The organism is Lysobacter sp. Hz25, from assembly GCF_046097045.1.
Classification (GTDB): Bacteria; Pseudomonadota; Gammaproteobacteria; order Xanthomonadales; family Xanthomonadaceae; genus Lysobacter; species Lysobacter antibioticus_B.
On the sequence record NZ_CP175666.1, the window covers coordinates 2,594,154 to 2,611,590 of the forward strand.

14 protein-coding genes are annotated in these 17,437 nt (G+C 66.1%); 7 read left to right on the plus strand and 7 right to left on the minus strand.

The window, feature by feature from the left end; all coding sequences use genetic code 11:
* Nucleotides 1-3: 3 nt before the first annotated feature.
* Nucleotides 4-690 carry a cysteine hydrolase family protein gene (locus tag ACKN61_RS10910; RefSeq protein WP_408953800.1) on the minus strand — a complete coding sequence of 229 codons (687 nt, stop codon included), beginning with the start codon at nucleotides 688-690 and terminating at the stop codon, nucleotides 4-6.
* A 295-nt stretch (nucleotides 691-985) separates the two neighbouring features.
* Here ACKN61_RS10910 and ACKN61_RS10915 point away from each other — a divergent pair, with 295 nt between their 5' ends.
* From ACKN61_RS10915 to ACKN61_RS10925, 3 genes are all read left to right on the plus strand, one after another.
* On the plus strand, nucleotides 986-2,101 hold the full coding sequence (locus ACKN61_RS10915; protein ID WP_408953471.1) for a serine hydrolase domain-containing protein: 1,116 nt from the start codon (nucleotides 986-988) through the stop codon (nucleotides 2,099-2,101).
* A gap of 207 nt (nucleotides 2,102-2,308) precedes the next feature.
* Nucleotides 2,309-3,031 (plus strand): hypothetical protein, encoded by a 723-nt coding sequence (locus tag ACKN61_RS10920; RefSeq protein ID WP_408953472.1) that lies wholly within the window; start codon nucleotides 2,309-2,311, stop codon nucleotides 3,029-3,031.
* Nucleotides 3,032-3,229: 198 nt separating this feature from the next.
* Nucleotides 3,230-4,276, plus strand: coding sequence for a saccharopine dehydrogenase family protein (locus tag ACKN61_RS10925; RefSeq protein WP_408953473.1), 1,047 nt, complete (start codon nucleotides 3,230-3,232; stop codon nucleotides 4,274-4,276).
* Nucleotides 4,277-4,331: 55 nt separating this feature from the next.
* On the opposite strand, the gene ACKN61_RS10930 is transcribed toward ACKN61_RS10925, so the two are convergent.
* Nucleotides 4,332-5,687 (minus strand): hypothetical protein, encoded by a 1,356-nt coding sequence (locus ACKN61_RS10930; protein WP_408953474.1) that lies wholly within the window; start codon nucleotides 5,685-5,687, stop codon nucleotides 4,332-4,334.
* A 236-nt stretch (nucleotides 5,688-5,923) separates the two neighbouring features.
* On the opposite strand from ACKN61_RS10930, the gene ACKN61_RS10935 reads away from it, so the two are divergent.
* On the plus strand, nucleotides 5,924-7,210 hold the full coding sequence (locus ACKN61_RS10935; protein ID WP_408953475.1) for a hypothetical protein: 1,287 nt from the start codon (nucleotides 5,924-5,926) through the stop codon (nucleotides 7,208-7,210).
* A 72-nt stretch (nucleotides 7,211-7,282) separates the two neighbouring features.
* Here the strand turns inward: ACKN61_RS10935 and ACKN61_RS10940 are convergent, their stop codons facing one another.
* Together ACKN61_RS10940 and ACKN61_RS10945 are read right to left on the minus strand one after the other, a co-directional pair.
* Nucleotides 7,283-8,650, minus strand: a complete 1,368-nt coding sequence (locus tag ACKN61_RS10940; protein ID WP_408953476.1) for an alpha/beta hydrolase family protein — start codon at nucleotides 8,648-8,650, stop codon at nucleotides 7,283-7,285.
* Between the two features lie 120 nt (nucleotides 8,651-8,770).
* Nucleotides 8,771-9,613: a class I SAM-dependent methyltransferase gene (locus ACKN61_RS10945; RefSeq protein WP_408953477.1), complete on the minus strand. Its 843-nt coding sequence runs from the start codon at nucleotides 9,611-9,613 to the stop codon at nucleotides 8,771-8,773.
* 636 nt (nucleotides 9,614-10,249) lie between these two features.
* Here ACKN61_RS10945 and ACKN61_RS10950 point away from each other — a divergent pair.
* Nucleotides 10,250-11,692 (plus strand): hypothetical protein, encoded by a 1,443-nt coding sequence (locus tag ACKN61_RS10950; RefSeq protein ID WP_408953478.1) that lies wholly within the window; start codon nucleotides 10,250-10,252, stop codon nucleotides 11,690-11,692.
* 80 nt (nucleotides 11,693-11,772) lie between these two features.
* Here the strand turns inward: ACKN61_RS10950 and ACKN61_RS10955 are convergent, their stop codons facing one another.
* The gene (locus ACKN61_RS10955) at nucleotides 11,773-13,230 is read right to left on the minus strand and encodes a TIGR04222 domain-containing membrane protein (RefSeq protein WP_408953479.1); all 1,458 of its coding nucleotides are present in this window, start codon (nucleotides 13,228-13,230) and stop codon (nucleotides 11,773-11,775) included.
* 1,035 nt (nucleotides 13,231-14,265) lie between these two features.
* Between ACKN61_RS10955 and ACKN61_RS10960 the strand changes: the two genes are divergently transcribed.
* Nucleotides 14,266-14,577, plus strand: a complete 312-nt coding sequence (locus ACKN61_RS10960) for a DUF2782 domain-containing protein (protein WP_408953480.1) — start codon at nucleotides 14,266-14,268, stop codon at nucleotides 14,575-14,577.
* A gap of 13 nt (nucleotides 14,578-14,590) precedes the next feature.
* Here the strand turns inward: ACKN61_RS10960 and ACKN61_RS10965 are convergent, their stop codons facing one another.
* A complete protein-coding gene (locus ACKN61_RS10965) occupies nucleotides 14,591-15,403 on the minus strand; it encodes an isocitrate lyase/phosphoenolpyruvate mutase family protein (protein WP_408953481.1) in 813 nt (270 codons plus the stop codon).
* 105 nt (nucleotides 15,404-15,508) lie between these two features.
* Nucleotides 15,509-16,423, minus strand: coding sequence for a M28 family metallopeptidase (locus tag ACKN61_RS10970; protein WP_408953482.1), 915 nt, complete (start codon nucleotides 16,421-16,423; stop codon nucleotides 15,509-15,511).
* A gap of 139 nt (nucleotides 16,424-16,562) precedes the next feature.
* Between ACKN61_RS10970 and ACKN61_RS10975 the strand changes: the two genes are divergently transcribed.
* On the plus strand, nucleotides 16,563-17,210 hold the full coding sequence (locus tag ACKN61_RS10975) for a response regulator (protein WP_031371689.1): 648 nt from the start codon (nucleotides 16,563-16,565) through the stop codon (nucleotides 17,208-17,210).
* The last annotated feature ends 227 nt before the right edge of the window (nucleotides 17,211-17,437 follow it).

Below are 17,437 nucleotides of genomic sequence, written 5' to 3' on the forward strand. Positions count from 1 at the left end.
GTATCAGCGGACCGGCAACGAAAGAATCTGATCGGTGCTCAGCACCTCGCCGAAGGTGTCCTCGATTTCGGCCAGGGCCGATGCGTGCAACTGGGCGGCGCCGACCCTGCTGCCGTCGCGCAGGTCGAGGTCGCGGGTGGCGGTGGCGTCGGAGGACACGATGACCTGGTAGCCGCGCGCTGCAGCGTCGCGGGCGGCGCCGGCGACGCAGGCGTGGGTCTGCAGGCCGGCGATGATCAAAGTATCGGCGCCGGCCTCTTTCAAGGCCTTCTCGATGGTGGCGGCGGAAGCGCCGGCGAATACGCTGACGGCATCCTTCTTCACCACCAGCTCGCCCTGGCGCGGCTGCATCGCATCGACGAACTTCACCGTGTTGCCGCCTTCGGCGAACAGGGGCGCACCGGCCGGCAGTACGTGCTGCACGTGGATCACGCGGATGCGGTGGCGATCGGCGAGATCGATCAGGCGACGGGTTTGCCGCAGCGCCGAATCGGCGTCGGCGATCGGCATGCGTCCGCCGGGGAAGTATTCGTTCTGGAAATCGATGACGAGCAGGGCGGTCTTGCCGGCCTGCAGTTCCGACACCGGCGCGGCCCCGGCCATGGCGCGGATGGTCGGGTGGAATGTGGGTTTCGACGCCTGCGCGTCGATGCCGCCGAGCCCGGCGATGCCGAGCGTCGCAAATCCGATCAGAGAGGAAATTCGCATCCGGGAAGCCTCGTAGTGGTGGAGGCGCCATGATGAAGATCCGAGGGCGAATGCCCAGGTGTCTGTGCGAACAGCAACTGTGCGGTTCGCGCACGGATCCAGGTGCGCCCGGCGGGTTCCTGCCGGCCTTGCGCCGCCATTCCGCTTCTCGCTGCGGGCTTAAACCTTGCGGCCGAGCGATGCATCCCACGCCCTCTGGACTGACACCGCTGGATGCGACACCGCAGGACACACCGTTAGCCATCACTTCATCGGCGACTCCGCCTCAGGAACCTCCATGCTGTCTGCAAAGAAGCGCTGCACCACCATCCTCGCCGTTGCCCTGCTGTCGCTTCCTGGCCTTGCCGGCGCCGCGAGCGCCTCGGAGCAAGCGAACGAGCGTACCCGGCAATGGATTCGGCAGACCATGAAGGACAAGCGCATACCGGGCTTGCAGATCGCGGTGGTCGAGGACGGCCGGGTGGTCTTGTCCGAGAGTTATGGTCTGGCCAACGTCGAGAACCGCGTGCCCACGACCCGTACGACCCTGTTTCCGATCAATTCGGCCACCAAGTCGTTCACCGGCGTGGCGATGATGCAACTGGCGCAAGCGGGGCAGGTCGATCTCGCGGCACCGGTGACGCGTTACCTCGACGACCTGCCCGTGGCGTGGCGCAACATCCGCGTGCGCCAACTCCTGGCCCACACCTCGGGGCTGCCGGACATCGTCGACCAGAACGGTCTGGTCGCAGGCGCCTCCGAAGCGGACGCATGGAAGGCGGTGAGGGAACTGCCCATGGCGGCTCCCTCCGGCGAGCGCTTCCTCTACAACCAGACCAACTACGGCCTGTTGGCGCGCATCATCGCCAAGCAGGCGAAGATGCCGTACGAGCGCTACATCGCCGAGCGCCAGTTCGCTGCCGCGGACATGCGCCTGTCGACCTTCGGCGACAGCTACGACCTGGTCGCCAATGCCGCCACCATGTACAGCTATCTCCCGCGCAAGACCGACGCGGAGAACGCCGAACCGCGTCTGTCGCACTGGTTCTACGACATGCCGCAGGGGCTTTGGGCCGGCGGCGGCATCCAGACCACGGCCGATGAAGTGGCCGGCTGGATCATCGCGCTGTCGAACGGGCGCCTGATCGATCGCGCCCAACTCCAACGCATGTGGACGCCGGAAGCATTGAACAGCGGCGCTGACGGCGCCTGGGCGGCTGGCTGGCCGGTCCTGGCGAAGTCGCCCGACCGCCAGGTGGCCGGCATCGGCGGTGCGCGTGCCGCCTTCGTGGTCTATCCGGACCGGCGATTGGCCATCGTGGTGTTGACCAACCTGGTTGGCGCCAACCCGGAAGGCTTCATCCCGCAGATCGCGGAGTTTTATCGGCCTTCGCAGGCGAAGCCGGCCGGCTGATCCGGAAGGTGCCGACAGACCCCAGGTAATCGGTCGGCATCTTGCACGGGCGTGCCGGCCGATTCCCGTCTCGGGGCGAACGGCTTGACCGGCGGCCGACGCCCGTCGAGTATCCATGCCAGCAGTAGGCCTGCTGGCGTGCCCGGTCGATCGCATCGCTGTCATGGTTGCTGCGCAAGGGCGACGGCGACATCGACGGGGAAATGGATGAAAACCGGCTACAAGCTCGGCGCGGCACTGGCTGTCGTGCCTTTATCGCTGCTGCTGACCGGCGCGACGGGCAACGGCTATTGGATGATCGGATTGCCGCTGGGACTGGTGGCCGCGTGTCTTTATGGGAACGATTTTCATGGCGAGCTGGTGAAAGCCACCGACATGAAGGCGTGGTCGCTGCGCAGGGTGATGTTGCAGTTGCCGCAGTTCGCTACGGCCGTGGTCTGCGTGATCGGCGGCGTCATCGCCCTGGCGGCATTGCTGTGGTCGCTGCGGGACGGCCATGAGCTCGGTTCGAAGTCGCTGATGGCGGTGTTGCTGGCCTGCTTCATAGCCGGCGGCGTCGCCCTCTTCCTCCAGGGCATTCGCGGTCCTGCGCCGGAGATAAAGGATTGGTTCGCGGTGGAATTCGACGATGTCGATGTGCGGATCCGCGCAAATTCACCGCGTTCGTCGCCGGTCGATACCGGCTTCCCGTGGGCTTCGATCGAACGCGTCATCTTCGAAGACGGGGGCTTCGGCAGCAGCGACGTCTTCTACCTCTTCACCAGCGTCGCTACCGATCCTTTCGTCGTACTGACCGAAGGCGAGGGCGGCCCGGAGTTCTCTGGTGCCTTGTGCGAGCGGGGGTACTTCCCGCCGGAGATATTTGCGCAGGCAATGCGCTCGTCGGGCGGCGGTTGTTATGTATGGCCGCCGGCGACGTCCGCCGAGTAGAGGCTCGTGTGACAACGTCCTGCCCATGTCCAGGCAGGAGAGGGCGCCTGAGCCCGCGTGAGGCGTACTCGGCTCGGGGGAGTGTCGCATCGGCGTAATCCGAGCGCCGGCCGTGCAACTAAAGATTTCGATAGCGCCGTCGTGCCGGTTCGCGGTTTCCTATGCCTGCCCGATCCGCGGGCATCACGGAAACGCACGATGTCGATCAATCCAGCAACAGCCCCGAATTCCCAGGCGACCCAGAATCGTCGCGTCGCCGTGTTCGGCGCTTACGGCCATACCGGCCGTTTCGTGATCGCGCGTTTGCGCGAGCGCGGCTGGGTGCCGGTGGCCTGCGGCCGCGACGCCGAGCGCCTGGCCGCACTCGATGACGCTTTCCCCGGGATCGATCGGTTCGTCGCCTCGGTCGACGACCCGGCTTCGCTGGATCGGGCGCTCGCAGGCACGGTCGCGGTGATCAACTGCGCCGGGCCGTTCAGCGATACCGCGGTGCCGGTGGTCGAGGCGGCGTTGCGTGCAAAGGTGCACTACCTGGATACGGTGGCCGAGCAACAGCCCGCGTTGGTCTTGTTCGAGCGCTACGACGAGGCGGCGAAGGCGGCCGGCATCGTCATCGTGCCGGCGATGGCGTTCTACGGCGGGCTGGCCGATCTGTTGGCGACCAGTGCGATGGGCGATTGGGACACCGCGGACGAGATCCTGATCGCGGTCGGCTTGGACAGTTGGCACCCCACCAATGGCACCCGGGTGACCGGCGAGCGCAACAAGGCGCGGCGCGTGGTGGTCTCGAACGGCGCGCTGGATTTCGTGGCCGACCCGGCGCCGATGCGGGACTGGGCGTTCCAGGCGCCGTTCGGTCACCAGGAGGTGGTCGGCGTGCCGCTCAGCGAGATCGTCCTGATCTCCAAGCATCTGCATGCGAGCGAAGTGCATTCGTTCTTGAATCTCGTATCGCTCAAGGACGTGCGCGACCCCACCACGCCGGCGCCGGTTGCGGCCGACAGCAGCGGGCGCTCGGCGCAGGTGTTCCTGGTGGAGGTGATGGTGCGCAAGGGCGAGGCGCAACGTCATGCCAGCGCGCAGGGCCGCGACATCTATGCGGTCAGCGCGCCCTTGATCGTCGAGGCGATGGAGCGGGTCGTCGACGGCCGCCGCACTCGCACCGGTACGGTCCCCGCAGGCGAAGCCTTCGATGCGCCGGGTTTCCTTGCCGCACTCGCGCCCGAGCATCTCGTTCTCGCTTGATGCGGTCCTGCAGCGCGGCGATCTCGATGGCGATCGCCGCGCTCGAATGCAACGCTTACTGCCGCGGCGGATCGTCTTCGATGCGGTTCATGAAAACCCGTCGCAGCAGAGGCAGGTCGCAGGCCGGCGCGGTGACGCGATAGCGCGTGGGTGCCTCGTTGCACAGCTTGGGGGTTGGTCCGAGCAGTTTGCCTTCTTTGCAGGCTTGGCACATGCGGGTCAGCCCGGCTTCGAGTTGCAGCGAGTAATCCAGCGGCCGCGCCGGGAACGTCGGATCGACCAAGTCGCCGCCGCGGGTATTGCGGAAGTAGTCGCTGACGTTCTTCTCGATATCGGCTTCGCTCAGCGGCGGTTGCGGGCCGTTGGGGCCGACCGGGTAGGTCGGCACGATGCTCAGGGTCGGGTTGCGCGGCCACTGAGCGAGGGCGTGGCAGGACAGGCACGACGAGCGCATGTTGTCGGCCGGCCCGTTCAAACGGCCCTGGAAGCCCGGGAACGGCCGGTGCAGCCAACTGCCGGGCGTGCCCTGCCAGAGCACGCCGGCCAGGTCTTTATTGATCCGGCTCTGCTTGATCGGCGCCCAAGCGCCCCAACTCGCATCGTGCACGTTCGGGTCGTTGCCCCACATCAGGCCGACCGGCACCAGATTGTCGAGGAAGCCGTCGCCGCGGGCCGGGCCTTTCCAGATGAAGGTGCCCATGACCCAGTCGGTTTCGTCCGCGTCGGGGTCGCGAATGGCGATGTCGACCTGCAGCAGCTTCAGGCGCTTGGCGCGGCTGTTCTTGTCGATCTTCGCGAGCACCGTGGGCGCGCCGTCGAGATAGTCCAGGCCGGTGGCGTTGGAGAACAGCATCTTGAATGAGACGGTCTTGTCGGGAAACTTCAACCCGGGAGCGTCGCGCGCGGGCAGGACCGGATCGCAAGGGTCGGCGAATACCTTGCCCAGCCCGACCGCGCCTTCGCTGTTGTACCAACCGATCGCCCACACGTCGAAACCGCCCGGCGAGGTCGGCGAAAGATCGAGCGGGTCGGGGCTGCGTTCCTTGGTCAGGCCGTTGACGCGTTCGCGCCCGTTCGAACCGTAGTCCATCCAGGGCGCGATCCACCAGGGCGAACCGGCAGGCATGCGGATCTTGCCGGCGCTGTCGATGCTGATGCCCGAATCGCGGACGTCCTTGAGCACTGCATCGGTATAGCGCCTCCAACTGGTCTTGAAGCTGATCGATTCCCAGCTGTAAGCCGGATGGCTGGGAACCGAAGCCGGATAGTCGGTGCGCCACGGCAGCGTGATCTTCTTCGCGGCCGGGTCGTAGGCGGTGCTGTTCTTGGCGTCGAAGCGACTGCAGGTGCCGGCCTGGGCGGCCAAGGGAAGTGCGGCCAACAGCACGAGCTTCGCGAAAAATCCGTTCATGGATCGATCCTTCCTGGCCCCTGTTTGCCAGATAAACGCCGTTTGCGCGGGTCAGCGGCCAGGGCCGTCGGGATCGGCAGCGAGGCTGTGTTTTTTCTCGAAAGTGAAACCGGGACGATGGCAGGGCGGTTATCGGCCACTCGATGCTCGGCTAGCCTTTACCGACCATCTTTCGCCGACCGCTCATCGGAGATCCCGCCTTGGACTTGTTCGTGCGTCGCTCTTGCCTGTCGTTCGTGCTTGCAGTCATTACCGCGACGGCGGCGGCCGAAGCGCCCGATCCCGAGGTCGCGGCGCGTTACATCGCCGAGCGCGACGCCGCGTGTCGCGCTGATGCCGGCCAATTGTGGGGTGAGCCGCTGTGCGCGCCCTTGCTGCTGGTCGATGGCTCCACCCGTTCGACCGTGGCGAGCCAGGCCGTCGAGGGCTTCGTGGCGAAGGGCGAGGTGTTCGTCGGCACCCTGCCGAAAGAGCGCAACGTGGCCAATACCGCGGTGGACTGGAGCGGCAGGCGATGGGCGATGGTGCTGTGGCCCTTGCCCGAGGATGCGTTCGAGCGGCGCCAGTTGCTGATGCACGAATCCTGGCATGCCGCGCAGGATCGGCTGCGCTTGCCCGCGCGCTCGCCGACGCCCGCGCATCTGGCCGGCTTGGAGGGGCGCATCGCCCTGCGCATGGAATGGCGCGCCCTGGCGGCGGCATTGGGGGCGAGCGACGACAGGTCGAGGAAGCACGCGATAAGCGATGCGTTGGCGTTCCGCGCCCTGCGCCGCGCCGCCACCGCGCAGGCGCGCGAACTCGAGAACCAGCTCGAACTCAACGAAGGCCTGGCCGAATACAGCGGCCAGCGGCTCGCCGGCCGCCCCGAAGCCGAGGCCTATGCGGCCGCGCAATTGGCCAGGCACGAGGGCGACGACTCCTTCGTGCGCAGCTTCGCCTATCGTTCCGGGCCGGCCTACGGATTGCTGTTGGATCGCTACGGCGATTGGCGTGCCGGTTTGACCCCCGATTCGGACCTGGGCGAACTGTTGGCGGGCAAAGCCGGTGTCGTGGTCACGCAGGACACGGCGAGCGCCGCGAAGCAGGCCGGAGCGCGGTACGACATCGACGCCGTGCGCGCGGATGAGATCGGCCGCGATCTCGCGCGTCTGCGCCAGGCGGCCGAATGGACCGCCAAGCTGATCGATCGGCCCGGTCTGCGCGCACCGTTCGTGGCGATGAACATCTCCTTCGATCCGCGTGCGCTGTTTCCGCTACCGCCGCACGGCACGGTCTATCCGACGCTGAGGGTCAGCGACCAGTGGGGCATTCTCGAAGCGAACGCCGGTGCCTTGATCGACGAGGCCTGGAGCCAGGCGCGCCTGCCGGGCCCGGGCCGGCTGCGCAACAGCGATGGCCTGTGGGTGGGCGAGGGATGGACGTTGAAGCTCAACCCGGGCTGGACCGTGAGCGAGGACGACGGCGGGCAGATCCTGCGGCGCATCGGTGGCGCTGCTGCCGGCACGGCGAGCCGGTCGCGATAGTCGCCGAGCAGCCACGGCCGCCATGCAAGCCATCGATGCGAGCCCTCGTTCGATGATGCCCTCAGGCTGTGCTCAATGCGAAACCGGCAAGCGCACGCCGCGTCCGTAGCGCTCGCCGTCGAGCTTGCCATGCTTGATCCAATCCAACTGCATGGCGATATAGCCCTCGGCCATGCGCGTGTGCAGGCGCTCGCCGGTGGCATCGGTCTCGAATTCGAGAATGCCGTGGTCGGCCTGCGGGAATACCGCGCCCTCGATCGCACGGCCTACGGCGGCGAGCGCGCTCAAGCGGCGTTGGGTTTCCTGCGAAGGCGCCTCGGCGTCGTCGCCGCCGAGGATCCACATCTGCGGCTGGGTCAGCTTGCGCAGCACCGGCATGGGGTCGTAAGTCCAGCTGACGTCGCTGTCGAGCATGGCGATCTGCATCAGGTCGTCGCCGCGGCGGCGCTGCACGACCTCGCCGGTGTATTCGCCCTTGAGCGCCTTCCACCAGGGCTCGTGCTGGTATTGCGTACGTAATGCCTCCAGCTCGTCCCAACCGCGCTGGCCCTTGCTCGCGGCCAGCAGGCCGGTGGCGTCGCTGACTCGGCGTGCCTTCGCCAGTGTTTCGGCGTCGCCGAAACCGGCCGTGCGCAGGTCGGCGGCGACCTGGTCGCGATCCTCCGACAGCACGCTGTCGGCGAGGCCGAACACCACCATGACGAACTGCGCCTGCGGCGTCTTGCTCGCCGCCAGCGGCGCGACCCAGCCGCCCTGGCTGCTGCCATGCAAACCGATACGCGAGATGCGCGCGCCGCCGAGACGGCGGGCCTCGGCGAGCGCGGCGACGGCATCGTCGGACAGCAGGTCGAAGTCCTTGGAAAACTTGCCCTCGGACCCGCCGGTGCCGCGCTTGTCGTAGACGAACACGCCGACGCCCTGCGACGGAAACAGGTTCTGCTGAAAATAAGCGTCGACGCCGGACACTTTCTCGGAACCGTGCACCAGCACCACGACCGGCACCTTGTCCTGGCCGCGCGGAAGCACCAGGCGCCCGCGCAAGCTCAGGCCATGGCTGTCGAAGCGGGTCTCGGCGATGTCGAAACCGATCTTCCTGCCACGGTGGCCGTCGAAGCGGATGCGGGACTGACTGCAGGTGCCGAACGCCACCTTGATGCCGTCCGGTTGCTCGGTCCAACCGCGGGTGCTGATCCACGCGCCGTTCTCGCGGACCAGCTTGCCGGTGCGCCCGTCGAGCAGGCGCCAACGCAACTTGCCGGGGGCATCGGACGGCATCACGCTGACGACGCGGCCGTCGTCGAGCCGGTAGGCGCCGACGTGGCAGCGCGCATCCGCTGCTTTGGAACTCTTGATCGAAGCAGAGGCCGCGTGCGCGCTGGCGCATGCGAAGGCGATCGCGCCGGCGATCGCAACGGCGAAGCAGAGTCGGAACAGGTTCATCGGCAAGTCCGTCTAGGGTGACTGCCGAATGTGATGCGGCGACTCAGCGAAAGGTTGTAGCGCACCGCCGAGCTTGGAGGTGGACAAGGCGCCTTGGGTCGAGTCGAGCCGGTGTCGTTTCTAGACCATTGTTTTCTCGCAATCGAAGAATTGGACGTAGGAGTCGTTGATATTGTGGGAGATCGCGCCGCCGACCAGAAAGTCGTGGTAGGAGAATGCCCGCGTCTTGACGGTAAGCGGCATTTCGCAAATGCCCCATTCGGCTTTGATCGAGAAGCCTGCGTCGACCAAGACCCGGCGCAACTGGTCCGGGGTGTATTCGATTTTATGATCCGGATGGATAAAACCGCCGCCGACGGTCGCGGCATGCAACTCGGTCACCAATCGGTTGGGCGTGTCCAGGCAGAAATGTCCGCCCGGCTTGAGGACTCGGAAGGCCTCGTTGCACATTCGTATGCCTTGCTCGGGGCTGACATGTTCGATGCTCTGGCCCGACCACACCAAGTCGACGCTCGCCGAATCGATTCCCTTGAGGTCGGTCATGTCTTCATAGCGAAGAAAGACCTTGCCGTCGCTGTCGTCGAGTTCGACCTGGAAGTCCCTGTGGCGCTCTTCGGTCGGCAGATCGATCAAGACGACTTTAGAGTACTCGTGCGGATATCCCATCTTGTGCAGAGGGGAATTCGCACCGCCGAGATCGAGGATAATTTCCCCGGCGGGCAACAGATGTCGGATCATCTTGAGCCTGGCGTTGTGCATCAGATAAAGGTGCAGGTCCATCGCCCGGGAACTGAGATTGTCCAACCCGTCCTTGGACAGCATTATCGCGCTTGCCAGGTCGAACTGCCGTTCGAGTGAGGAATAATCCTTGTCGATGATCTCGACGCTCTTTCGCGGCAAGTCCTGGCCGAAGAGGCGGTAGGTATTGCGAATGGTTTTCTGCCGTTCTGTCCAGCCGAACATAATATGCAGCCTCCAAGGCCCGAGATCATGCTTGTTTGCGGTTTGAGAATGTAACGAGCTGCCGTGTGCGACTCGGCCGATCTTACCCCCGGATCGGCCAGGATATGCTAGATGGCCCCTCGACTGTGGATAGGACTGTAACGCCCCGGGTGGCCCTGGCCCATCGGCCATTCGCTAAGGAGGCGGGCAGTGCCGATGCGCAGCGGATAGATCGATGCGGGTCCCGCCCGGCACAAATGTGCTTGCCCTTGGGAACGCAGCCGCGATCACGAAAACACATCTGGATACGTATCGGATCGACGAAGCGCCGGGCGCATCACGCCGTCCGCTGCGGCGGCCCACTAGCCTGGGCCACTGCTGGATGGCGTGCATGCGGTATCGCAGCGACCGTTGCGCAATGGGGATGTTGCCGGCGATTCGTGCAGGGCGGATTCGAGCAGGGCGGGGATGGCGTGCAGCGGCCGGAGCGTCTTCGGCCGTGCGCCGTCGCGGCCGGCTGCGCCATGCGCTGCGATCCGTCGGGCCTCGGCTGTGTGGCCGACCACGGCGATGCCGTCGCAGCCGTCCAGCACACGCTGCCTCTCCGGATGCTTCCGGAGTCGGCGCTCTCCGTTTCGTAACGACCAAGGATCATCGATGCTCCGCACAGCGAATCCCCCATCGCCCCGACGCCGCCGCCTCAGCGGCGCGTTGATCGCCATCGTCGCCGGCTTGTTCGCGGCCGGCGCCGTGTTTTCCGTCAGCGCCGCCGACCCGACCGCGAACGTATTTGTCGATTTCACCGCGCATGGCCAACCCACGTCCGAGTACTCGCTCGGCGGCACGATTTCGACCTATTCCGACGGCGGCACCAACCTGATCAAGGGCAGCAACCGCACGTTGTGGACCCAGTACCTGCGCGACCTGGGGCCGCTGGTCTGGCGCGTGCCGCTGTTCCATCACAACGGCCAGGTCGGCTCGTCGGCCGGCAACATCCACGGCGGCAACGAAGGCGAAGCCTATGTCCGCGGGATCAAGGGCATCGGCGGCATTCCGATGATCGCCATCGGCGGTACGACCGGCGACAACGACATTCGCGCGACCGATGCGGCGGCGCTGGTGCGTTACTTCAACGACAACGGCGGCCAGCGCGGCGGCCCGGTGGTCGACTACATCATCGGCAACGAGCCCGACAACGGCTTCGGCGTCGGCAACTACATCGCCGGCGGCAACGGCAGCGACGGCTTCCACAACATCGCGGTGGCGATGCGCCAGGCCAGTGCGCAACCGTTATCGCTGGCCGGGCCGTCGCTGGTGACCTGGGCCGACTACAAATACGGCGATTTCCGCCAGTTCTTCGCCAGCAGCCACGCCGATACCGATGTGGTCGATTTCCACAAGTACGGCGATGGCCAGCCGCTGGGCAACCTGGGTGCGACCTCGCAGTACGGCGACGCGATCGCCTGGCTGCGCAACGAAATCGACCTGAGCTTCGGCGACCGCGCCAATGGCATCGCCATCCAGGTCGGCGAGTTCAACTACCACACGCGCTACGATGCTCAGTGGCGTAATTCGTTCTACACCTCGCGCAACGTCGTCCACACCGCTTCGGTGATCGGCCACGTGCTGCGCGCCGGCGGCAGCGCTTATCAGTACTCCGACAACAACGGCCCGCTGGGACTGATCAGCGACGGCACCGACCTCAACGATCAGCCCGGCGGCCGCCACGTTCGTTTGCCGGCGTATTGGGGCGTGTCGGCCTGGAGCGGCGGCGCCTGGTCGCGGCGCTACGGCCAGAGCATGGTCGCGGCGACGACGGCGGTGCCGGACCTGGAAGTGTTCGCCACCGACAACGCCAAGAAGATCGTCCTGATCAACAAGTCCGAGACCACCGATCGCCAGGCCGTGCTCGCCCTGACCGGCAAAAGCAGCGGCACCTACACGGCGTGGCGATACGGCCGCGGCATGGACCCGGCCAACTTCACCAGCGGCGCGCAGTTCCTGCCGCCGGTGAAGATCGCCACGGCGAGAGCGTTCTCGCAAGGGCGGGTGGTGGTGTCGGTGCCGTGGATGAGCGTGGTCGTGATCAACGTGGATTGAGGCATCGGGTCACGGCGTTCGTCCTCGCGGGCGAGCGCCGTGGCCGCAGGTCCCACGACGGATCATCGCGAAGCGGTCGGTCAACTTCCGCCGCAGCCACCGCAGCCGCCGCCGCAACCTCCGCCTCCGCCGCCGTCACCACCCCCTCCATCGCCGCCACCTCCGCTGCCGTCGTTGTTGAACGAGGAGGGCGTACGGATCTGTTGATAGTCGGAGAACGGGGTGCCGATCAGGACCGCGGTGCCGGCCAGCGCGACCGTGGCGGCCGGATCGCTGCCGTCTGCGCGTCGTTGCCGGTCGGCTTTGTACAGTTCCCAGTCGCCGGCCCAGGTGCGGGGCCGCTCCTGGGTCGATAGCGCGCGAAACAGCGCGATGAGCACGGACAGGACGGTCAGGGCGATCAGGAACCCGACCGGGTGTTCCAGTTGCAGACCAATCATGATCTTGCGCAGGCCCAGAGCGGCGACCGCGGCCAGGGGCAGGGCCGACAGCAAGGCCGCCCAGGCTTGCTGCCGCGGGCTCATCAGCCAGCCCTTGCGGTGCAAGTGTTCGTCCTGCGATCGATGACGTTCGCGCAGCGCCAACAGGATTCGGGAGAGGGTCTGTTTCTCGGCGACCACTTCCAGAGCGTCGCGCAGCACCGGCGACAGCGTTTCGAGCTGCTCGGGCGGCAGGCGCGGGCGCAACCACACGCGATCGTTCTCGTAGGCTTCGCGCGCCTTCTTGCGGTCGTACTCCAGGCTGACCGCGTCCAGCGCGAGCAGGTCGACCACGATCGCGTCGGCGACCCGATCGCTGCCGCCGGACAGATAGGCCAGCTCCCAACGGTCGGCCTCGTGACTCCGCCCCGGGCCCTTCGGCCCGCGCATGCCTTGCCGCAGCCAGGAGCCGGCGATCAGCGCGGCGACCATCAGAACGACGAACCAGGCCAGGAACAGGCCGCCGGTCCAATGCAGCGGATTGCTCTCGTTGGCGATCAACGCCAACAGCGCATAGGTGCCGACGACGGCGACGATGCCGAACCGCATCGGCCGCCACGGTGCGCGCGGCTCAGCGAGCGCGACGGTGGCCGCCACCGACGGCGGGCGCGGTGCGCGCGGTTCGGGCCAGAACCGGCTCGGCGGCAGGCCGAAGAAGCGCCGATAGCTGTCCAGGGTATCGGCATACTGCTGCTGGTGTTTCAGCTCTTCGCCGTTGCCGCCGCGCGAAGGCACGTGATGCAGGTCGTACTGCAGTACCTCGGTGCGGAAGTGCTCGTAGCGCCGGGTGTCGACGATATGCGTGTGCCAGACCTCATCGACGAGCTGACTCGGAGTAACCGCATGGGCGACGGTGACGGCGAGAAAACAGAAACGGCGGTATTCGTCGAGCGCCGCTCGCGCTTCGCTGAGAGCGAGCAGGGAAGTCGTGGCGACGCGGGTCAGGAACTCGTTGGAATCGTCGTCGTCGAATCGGTAATCGCACAGGCGTTGCCACAAGGCGCGCTGCGCGTCGGTCCATCCGGCGGTGTCTGCCGTCGCTCGGTTCGGATCGTTCATGATCGTCCCTCGGTAGTCCATCCATTGAACTGCCTGCCTATCGACCTGGGTGGCGCATGCCTCGGAGGACGCGCCGGTCCGGCTTGCGGCACAAGCTACGGCAGGCGCGGTTGCGGCGAAATAGCCCGTTGCGGCTAGTCGGCGAGCTGCATCCCGCCGGGCGAGAAGTGCCTGTTTAGGTCTCGCGGCGTAACGCTCAAGCAATATCACGATCAAGATCAAACGCTTAGAGCTGCCTTCGCTAAAGCGGCGGGTTACTTTCTTTTGTCATAAGCAACAAAAGTCCGTCTGGATTCCCTTCGGTCAAAGGTAACCAAAGAAGTTGCCTTTCTTTGAATCATAGGCTCGCAAGAGCGGTGCCTCCGCGGGGCTCTACATACGGGACATCCCTGTCCCGATGAAAAACGGCCGGCATCCATGCGGGCCGCCCACCGGGTCTTCGATGGCTTTCGCGAGTGCGGGGCCGCGCACAGCAACAGCAATCCTGCAGCGACGGCGCTTCAAAGGGTAGGAGCTGCGTTGCAGAGGGATTTCCTGCGATCACAAGTCGCGAGCACGCAGTCACGATCGCCCGCGCCGGCAGCCGTGGATTCGCAGTCGCGGCTTGCGCCGCTCCTACCCTTAGAGCACGGCAGCTGTTGCCGTTGCCTTGAAAGCTTGGCGCAGTTTCGGACTTGCGATGCCACTGTAGACCTGGAGGGCGCCGCACAGGACGCGCGGCGTTTTTCGATAAGACAAGGATGTCTTATCGAAAAATCCCGGCGCGAACATCGTACTCGCAGGGGAGCTTCGCCAAGGAAAAGCACTTTTCTTTGGTGACTTTCTTTTGGGGCTTTGACCAAAAGAAAGTTATCCGCCGCTTTAGTGGCGGAAGCTCTAGGCGTTTGATCCTGATCTTTATCTTGTTCAAAGCGATACGTTGCGAGACTGTTGCAGCCCGGTCGCGGCTTGCGCCGCTCCTGCCCGGAAACCGTGCCCTTGCAGCAGGGGACCGCGGCCCGGGTATAGTCCGGTGCGAATCGCAAGGAGACTGCCATGCGGTATGCCGTGCTGTTATCGACCGTGGCCGCGCTGACGGCCTGCGCCAGCCTGCCGGACCCGACGGCGGGCCTGGTCGACCCGCAGGTGCGCGTGCGTTATGCCGGTGACGACGTGATCCGCGAATATCGCGCGCCGGGACGGCCGGGGCGGATCGTCAAGATCACTCCGGCGAATGGCCTGCCGTTCTATCTGTTCGACGATGACGACGATGAGCGCATCGACCGGCACCTCGGCGATATTCCGCCGAAGTACCAGGATGCGCTGAGGTTCAAGGTCCGCTTCGAGGATTACGGACTGATGCGCTGAGCGGCGCCGTCGCTCAGCGGTCTACGAACAAGGCGTTGAGTTGCGAGTAAGCCATGACGTCGGCGCCGAGCGGACGCGAGTCGCCGTCGCTCAGGAACCCGCTGGCCAGCGCGCTGGTTCGCGCGAATACCGACTGGGAAATGTCCGAGCCCGCGCTGAGGCGGCGCACGCCCCAGCGTTCCAGTTCGGCCGCGGGCGGCAGGGCCGGACGCGCGAGCAGGTTCAGGGGCAGGCCGGCATCGGCGGCGATCGCGCGTACTTGCGCTTCCTCGGTCAGGCCGGGCACGAACAGGCCGTCGGCACCGGCGGCGCGATAGCGCGCGGCGCGCGCCAGGGTCTCCTCGACGCGGCGCTCCGGCGGCGCCAGGCCGCGCAGGTACACGTCGGTGCGGGTGTTGACGAACAACGCCACGCCGAGGCGTGCGCTGGCGCGCTTGATGTGTTCGATCTTCGCGCACAGCAGCTCGGGATCGCCGCCGCCGTCTTCCAGGTTGATGCCGACCGCACCGACGTCGATCAGGCCGGCCACGGTTTCGGCGACCGCGGCCGGGTCGTCGGAATAGCCGCCTTCGACGTCGACGGTGAGCGGCACCCGGATGACGCGGACGATGTCGGCGACGGTCGCGACCAGGCGCCGCACCGGCAGCAGGTCGCCGTCGGGATAACCGTGCGACCAGGCGACGCCGGCGCTGGTGGTGGCGACCGCCTTGGCGCCGAGGCTTTCGATCAGGCGCGCAGTGCCGGCGTCCCAGGCATTGGCGAGCAGCAACAGGCCGTCGCGGTGCAGGCTGTGGAAGTGATCGGCTTGTTGGGCTTGTGCGCTCATGCGAAAGACTCCGAAAGAAGAAAGGCGAGAAGAAAGAGGCGACGGCGTAAGAATCTCACGCCGCGCGCCCGTGGACTCGCCGTTTTCGGCTATTGACGTGATCGGTCAATTTTGAGCCGCATCCCATTGGCGGATCGCACGCTCGACCGCATCGACGCCGCGCGCGGTGGCGGCCGCGTCGATCTGGTCGACGGTGTCGTTATCGCTGTGGATCACCTTGATGACCTTGGCCTGGGTGGCGGTTTTCTCGCCCTTGAAGAAGGACAGGATCAAGGGCACTTCTTCGTTGCCGATCAGCGAATACGACACCGCCGGCCAGCCGGCCTTGAGGAAAGGCAGGTGGTCGCTCGGCGGATACTCGCGGCCGGCGGACAACTGCAGGCCGGAGGCTTTCACCGCGTCGCGGCTGGCGCCGACCAGGGCGCTGTCTGCATCGGGGGTCATCATCCACAAGGTGTCGCCCCAGCCGAATACGTCGAAATTGACGTACAGCGCGGGCTTCTCGCTGCCCTGGGCGATGTAGGCGCTGGAACCGAGCAGGCCGGCTTCTTCCAGGTCCCAGAACGCCACCGCGACGCGATGGTGGGCGAGCGGCTTGTGCTTGAAGCGTTCGGCCAGGGCCAGCACGGTGGCGCTGCCGGAGGCGTTGTCGGTCGCGCCGTGGCCTTCCGCGACCTGGTCGAAATGCGCGCCGAACAGCAGCAACGGCGCTGCGGTGGCGCCGGAGACTTCGGCGATCAGGTTCTGCCCCTGTTGCTTCTTGGCGGTTTCGAAGGCGACCGCTTTCCACTTCAGGCCCAGGCCATCCAGACGCTTTTCGATCGGCGCGCGGCGGTTGCCGGCGCCGGCCTGCGACAGGCTGCGGACATCGCCGAGCCACGAGCCGGTCGTGGCGGCGGGCGCGCTTGCGGGCGTGCCGGCAACGGCAGCACCTTCGCGTGCGCTCGCGGCGGCCATTGAAAGCAACAACAGGGATGTGACGACGGTTGTGACGATCGGCGAGAGTTTCTGAGAACGCATTGGGTCTTCTCGAGAGAGCGTTGGAGGGCCGGATGTGAAGCGCATTGTGCCCACTTTCACATTATGAATGCCTTGCACCGCACCATGCCGGCGCGTAGCCTCGTTGGCGTTGCAGGCCTGGGTCGTAGGGGAAGGGACAATGACTATCCGTGTATTCATCGTTGACGACCATGCGTTGGTCCGCACGGGCATGCGCATGATCCTGTCGGCGGAGACGGATATCGAAGTGCTCGGCGACGTCGAGAGCGGCGAAGAGGCCATGCCGCTGATCCGCAAGCTCAAGCCCGATGTGGTGCTGTGCGATCTGCACCTGCCCGGCGTGAGCGGGCTGGAAGTGACCGAGCGCATCGTCAAGGGCGACCACGGCACGCGCGTGATCATCGTATCGGTGCTGGAAGACGGGCCGATGCCGAAGCGTCTGCTCGAAGTCGGCGCATCCGGTTATGTCGGCAAGGGCGGCGATGCCAGCGAACTGCTGCGCGCCATCCGCGACGTCGCCCGCGGCAAGCGCTATCTGGCCAGCAACATCGCCCAGCATCTGGCGTTGTCGAACATCGACGGCGGCAACTCGCCGTTCGACGAGCTGTCGCCGCGCGAGTTGGAGATCGCCTTGCTGCTGGTCCAGGGCTTCCGCCAGGAAGAAATCGCCAAGCGCCTCAGCCTCAGCGCGAAGACGGTCAACACCCACAAGACCCGCTTGTTCGAGAAGCTGGCCATCACCGACAGCATCGCGCTGGCCCGCCTGGCCGCGCAGTACGGACTCGCCGATCCCGCGCATTCGCTGTAATGCGGCTGCGCCGGCGCTGTGTTCGCGCCGGCGTCGCTCCGGGGCCCGCGGCCCCGGTTGAAGCGGCCGCGCCGCTGCATGAATGCACTGACGCTCCGGCTCGAACGAGCCCGCTTGCCCGCGCCGTCGATTCACTACTCAGACGGGTGATGTCCCGGGGCGCTGACCGGTGCGTGTCGGCAGCGGCGAGCTAGCGGCGCCGCCAATGCGACGCACAAAAAAAACCG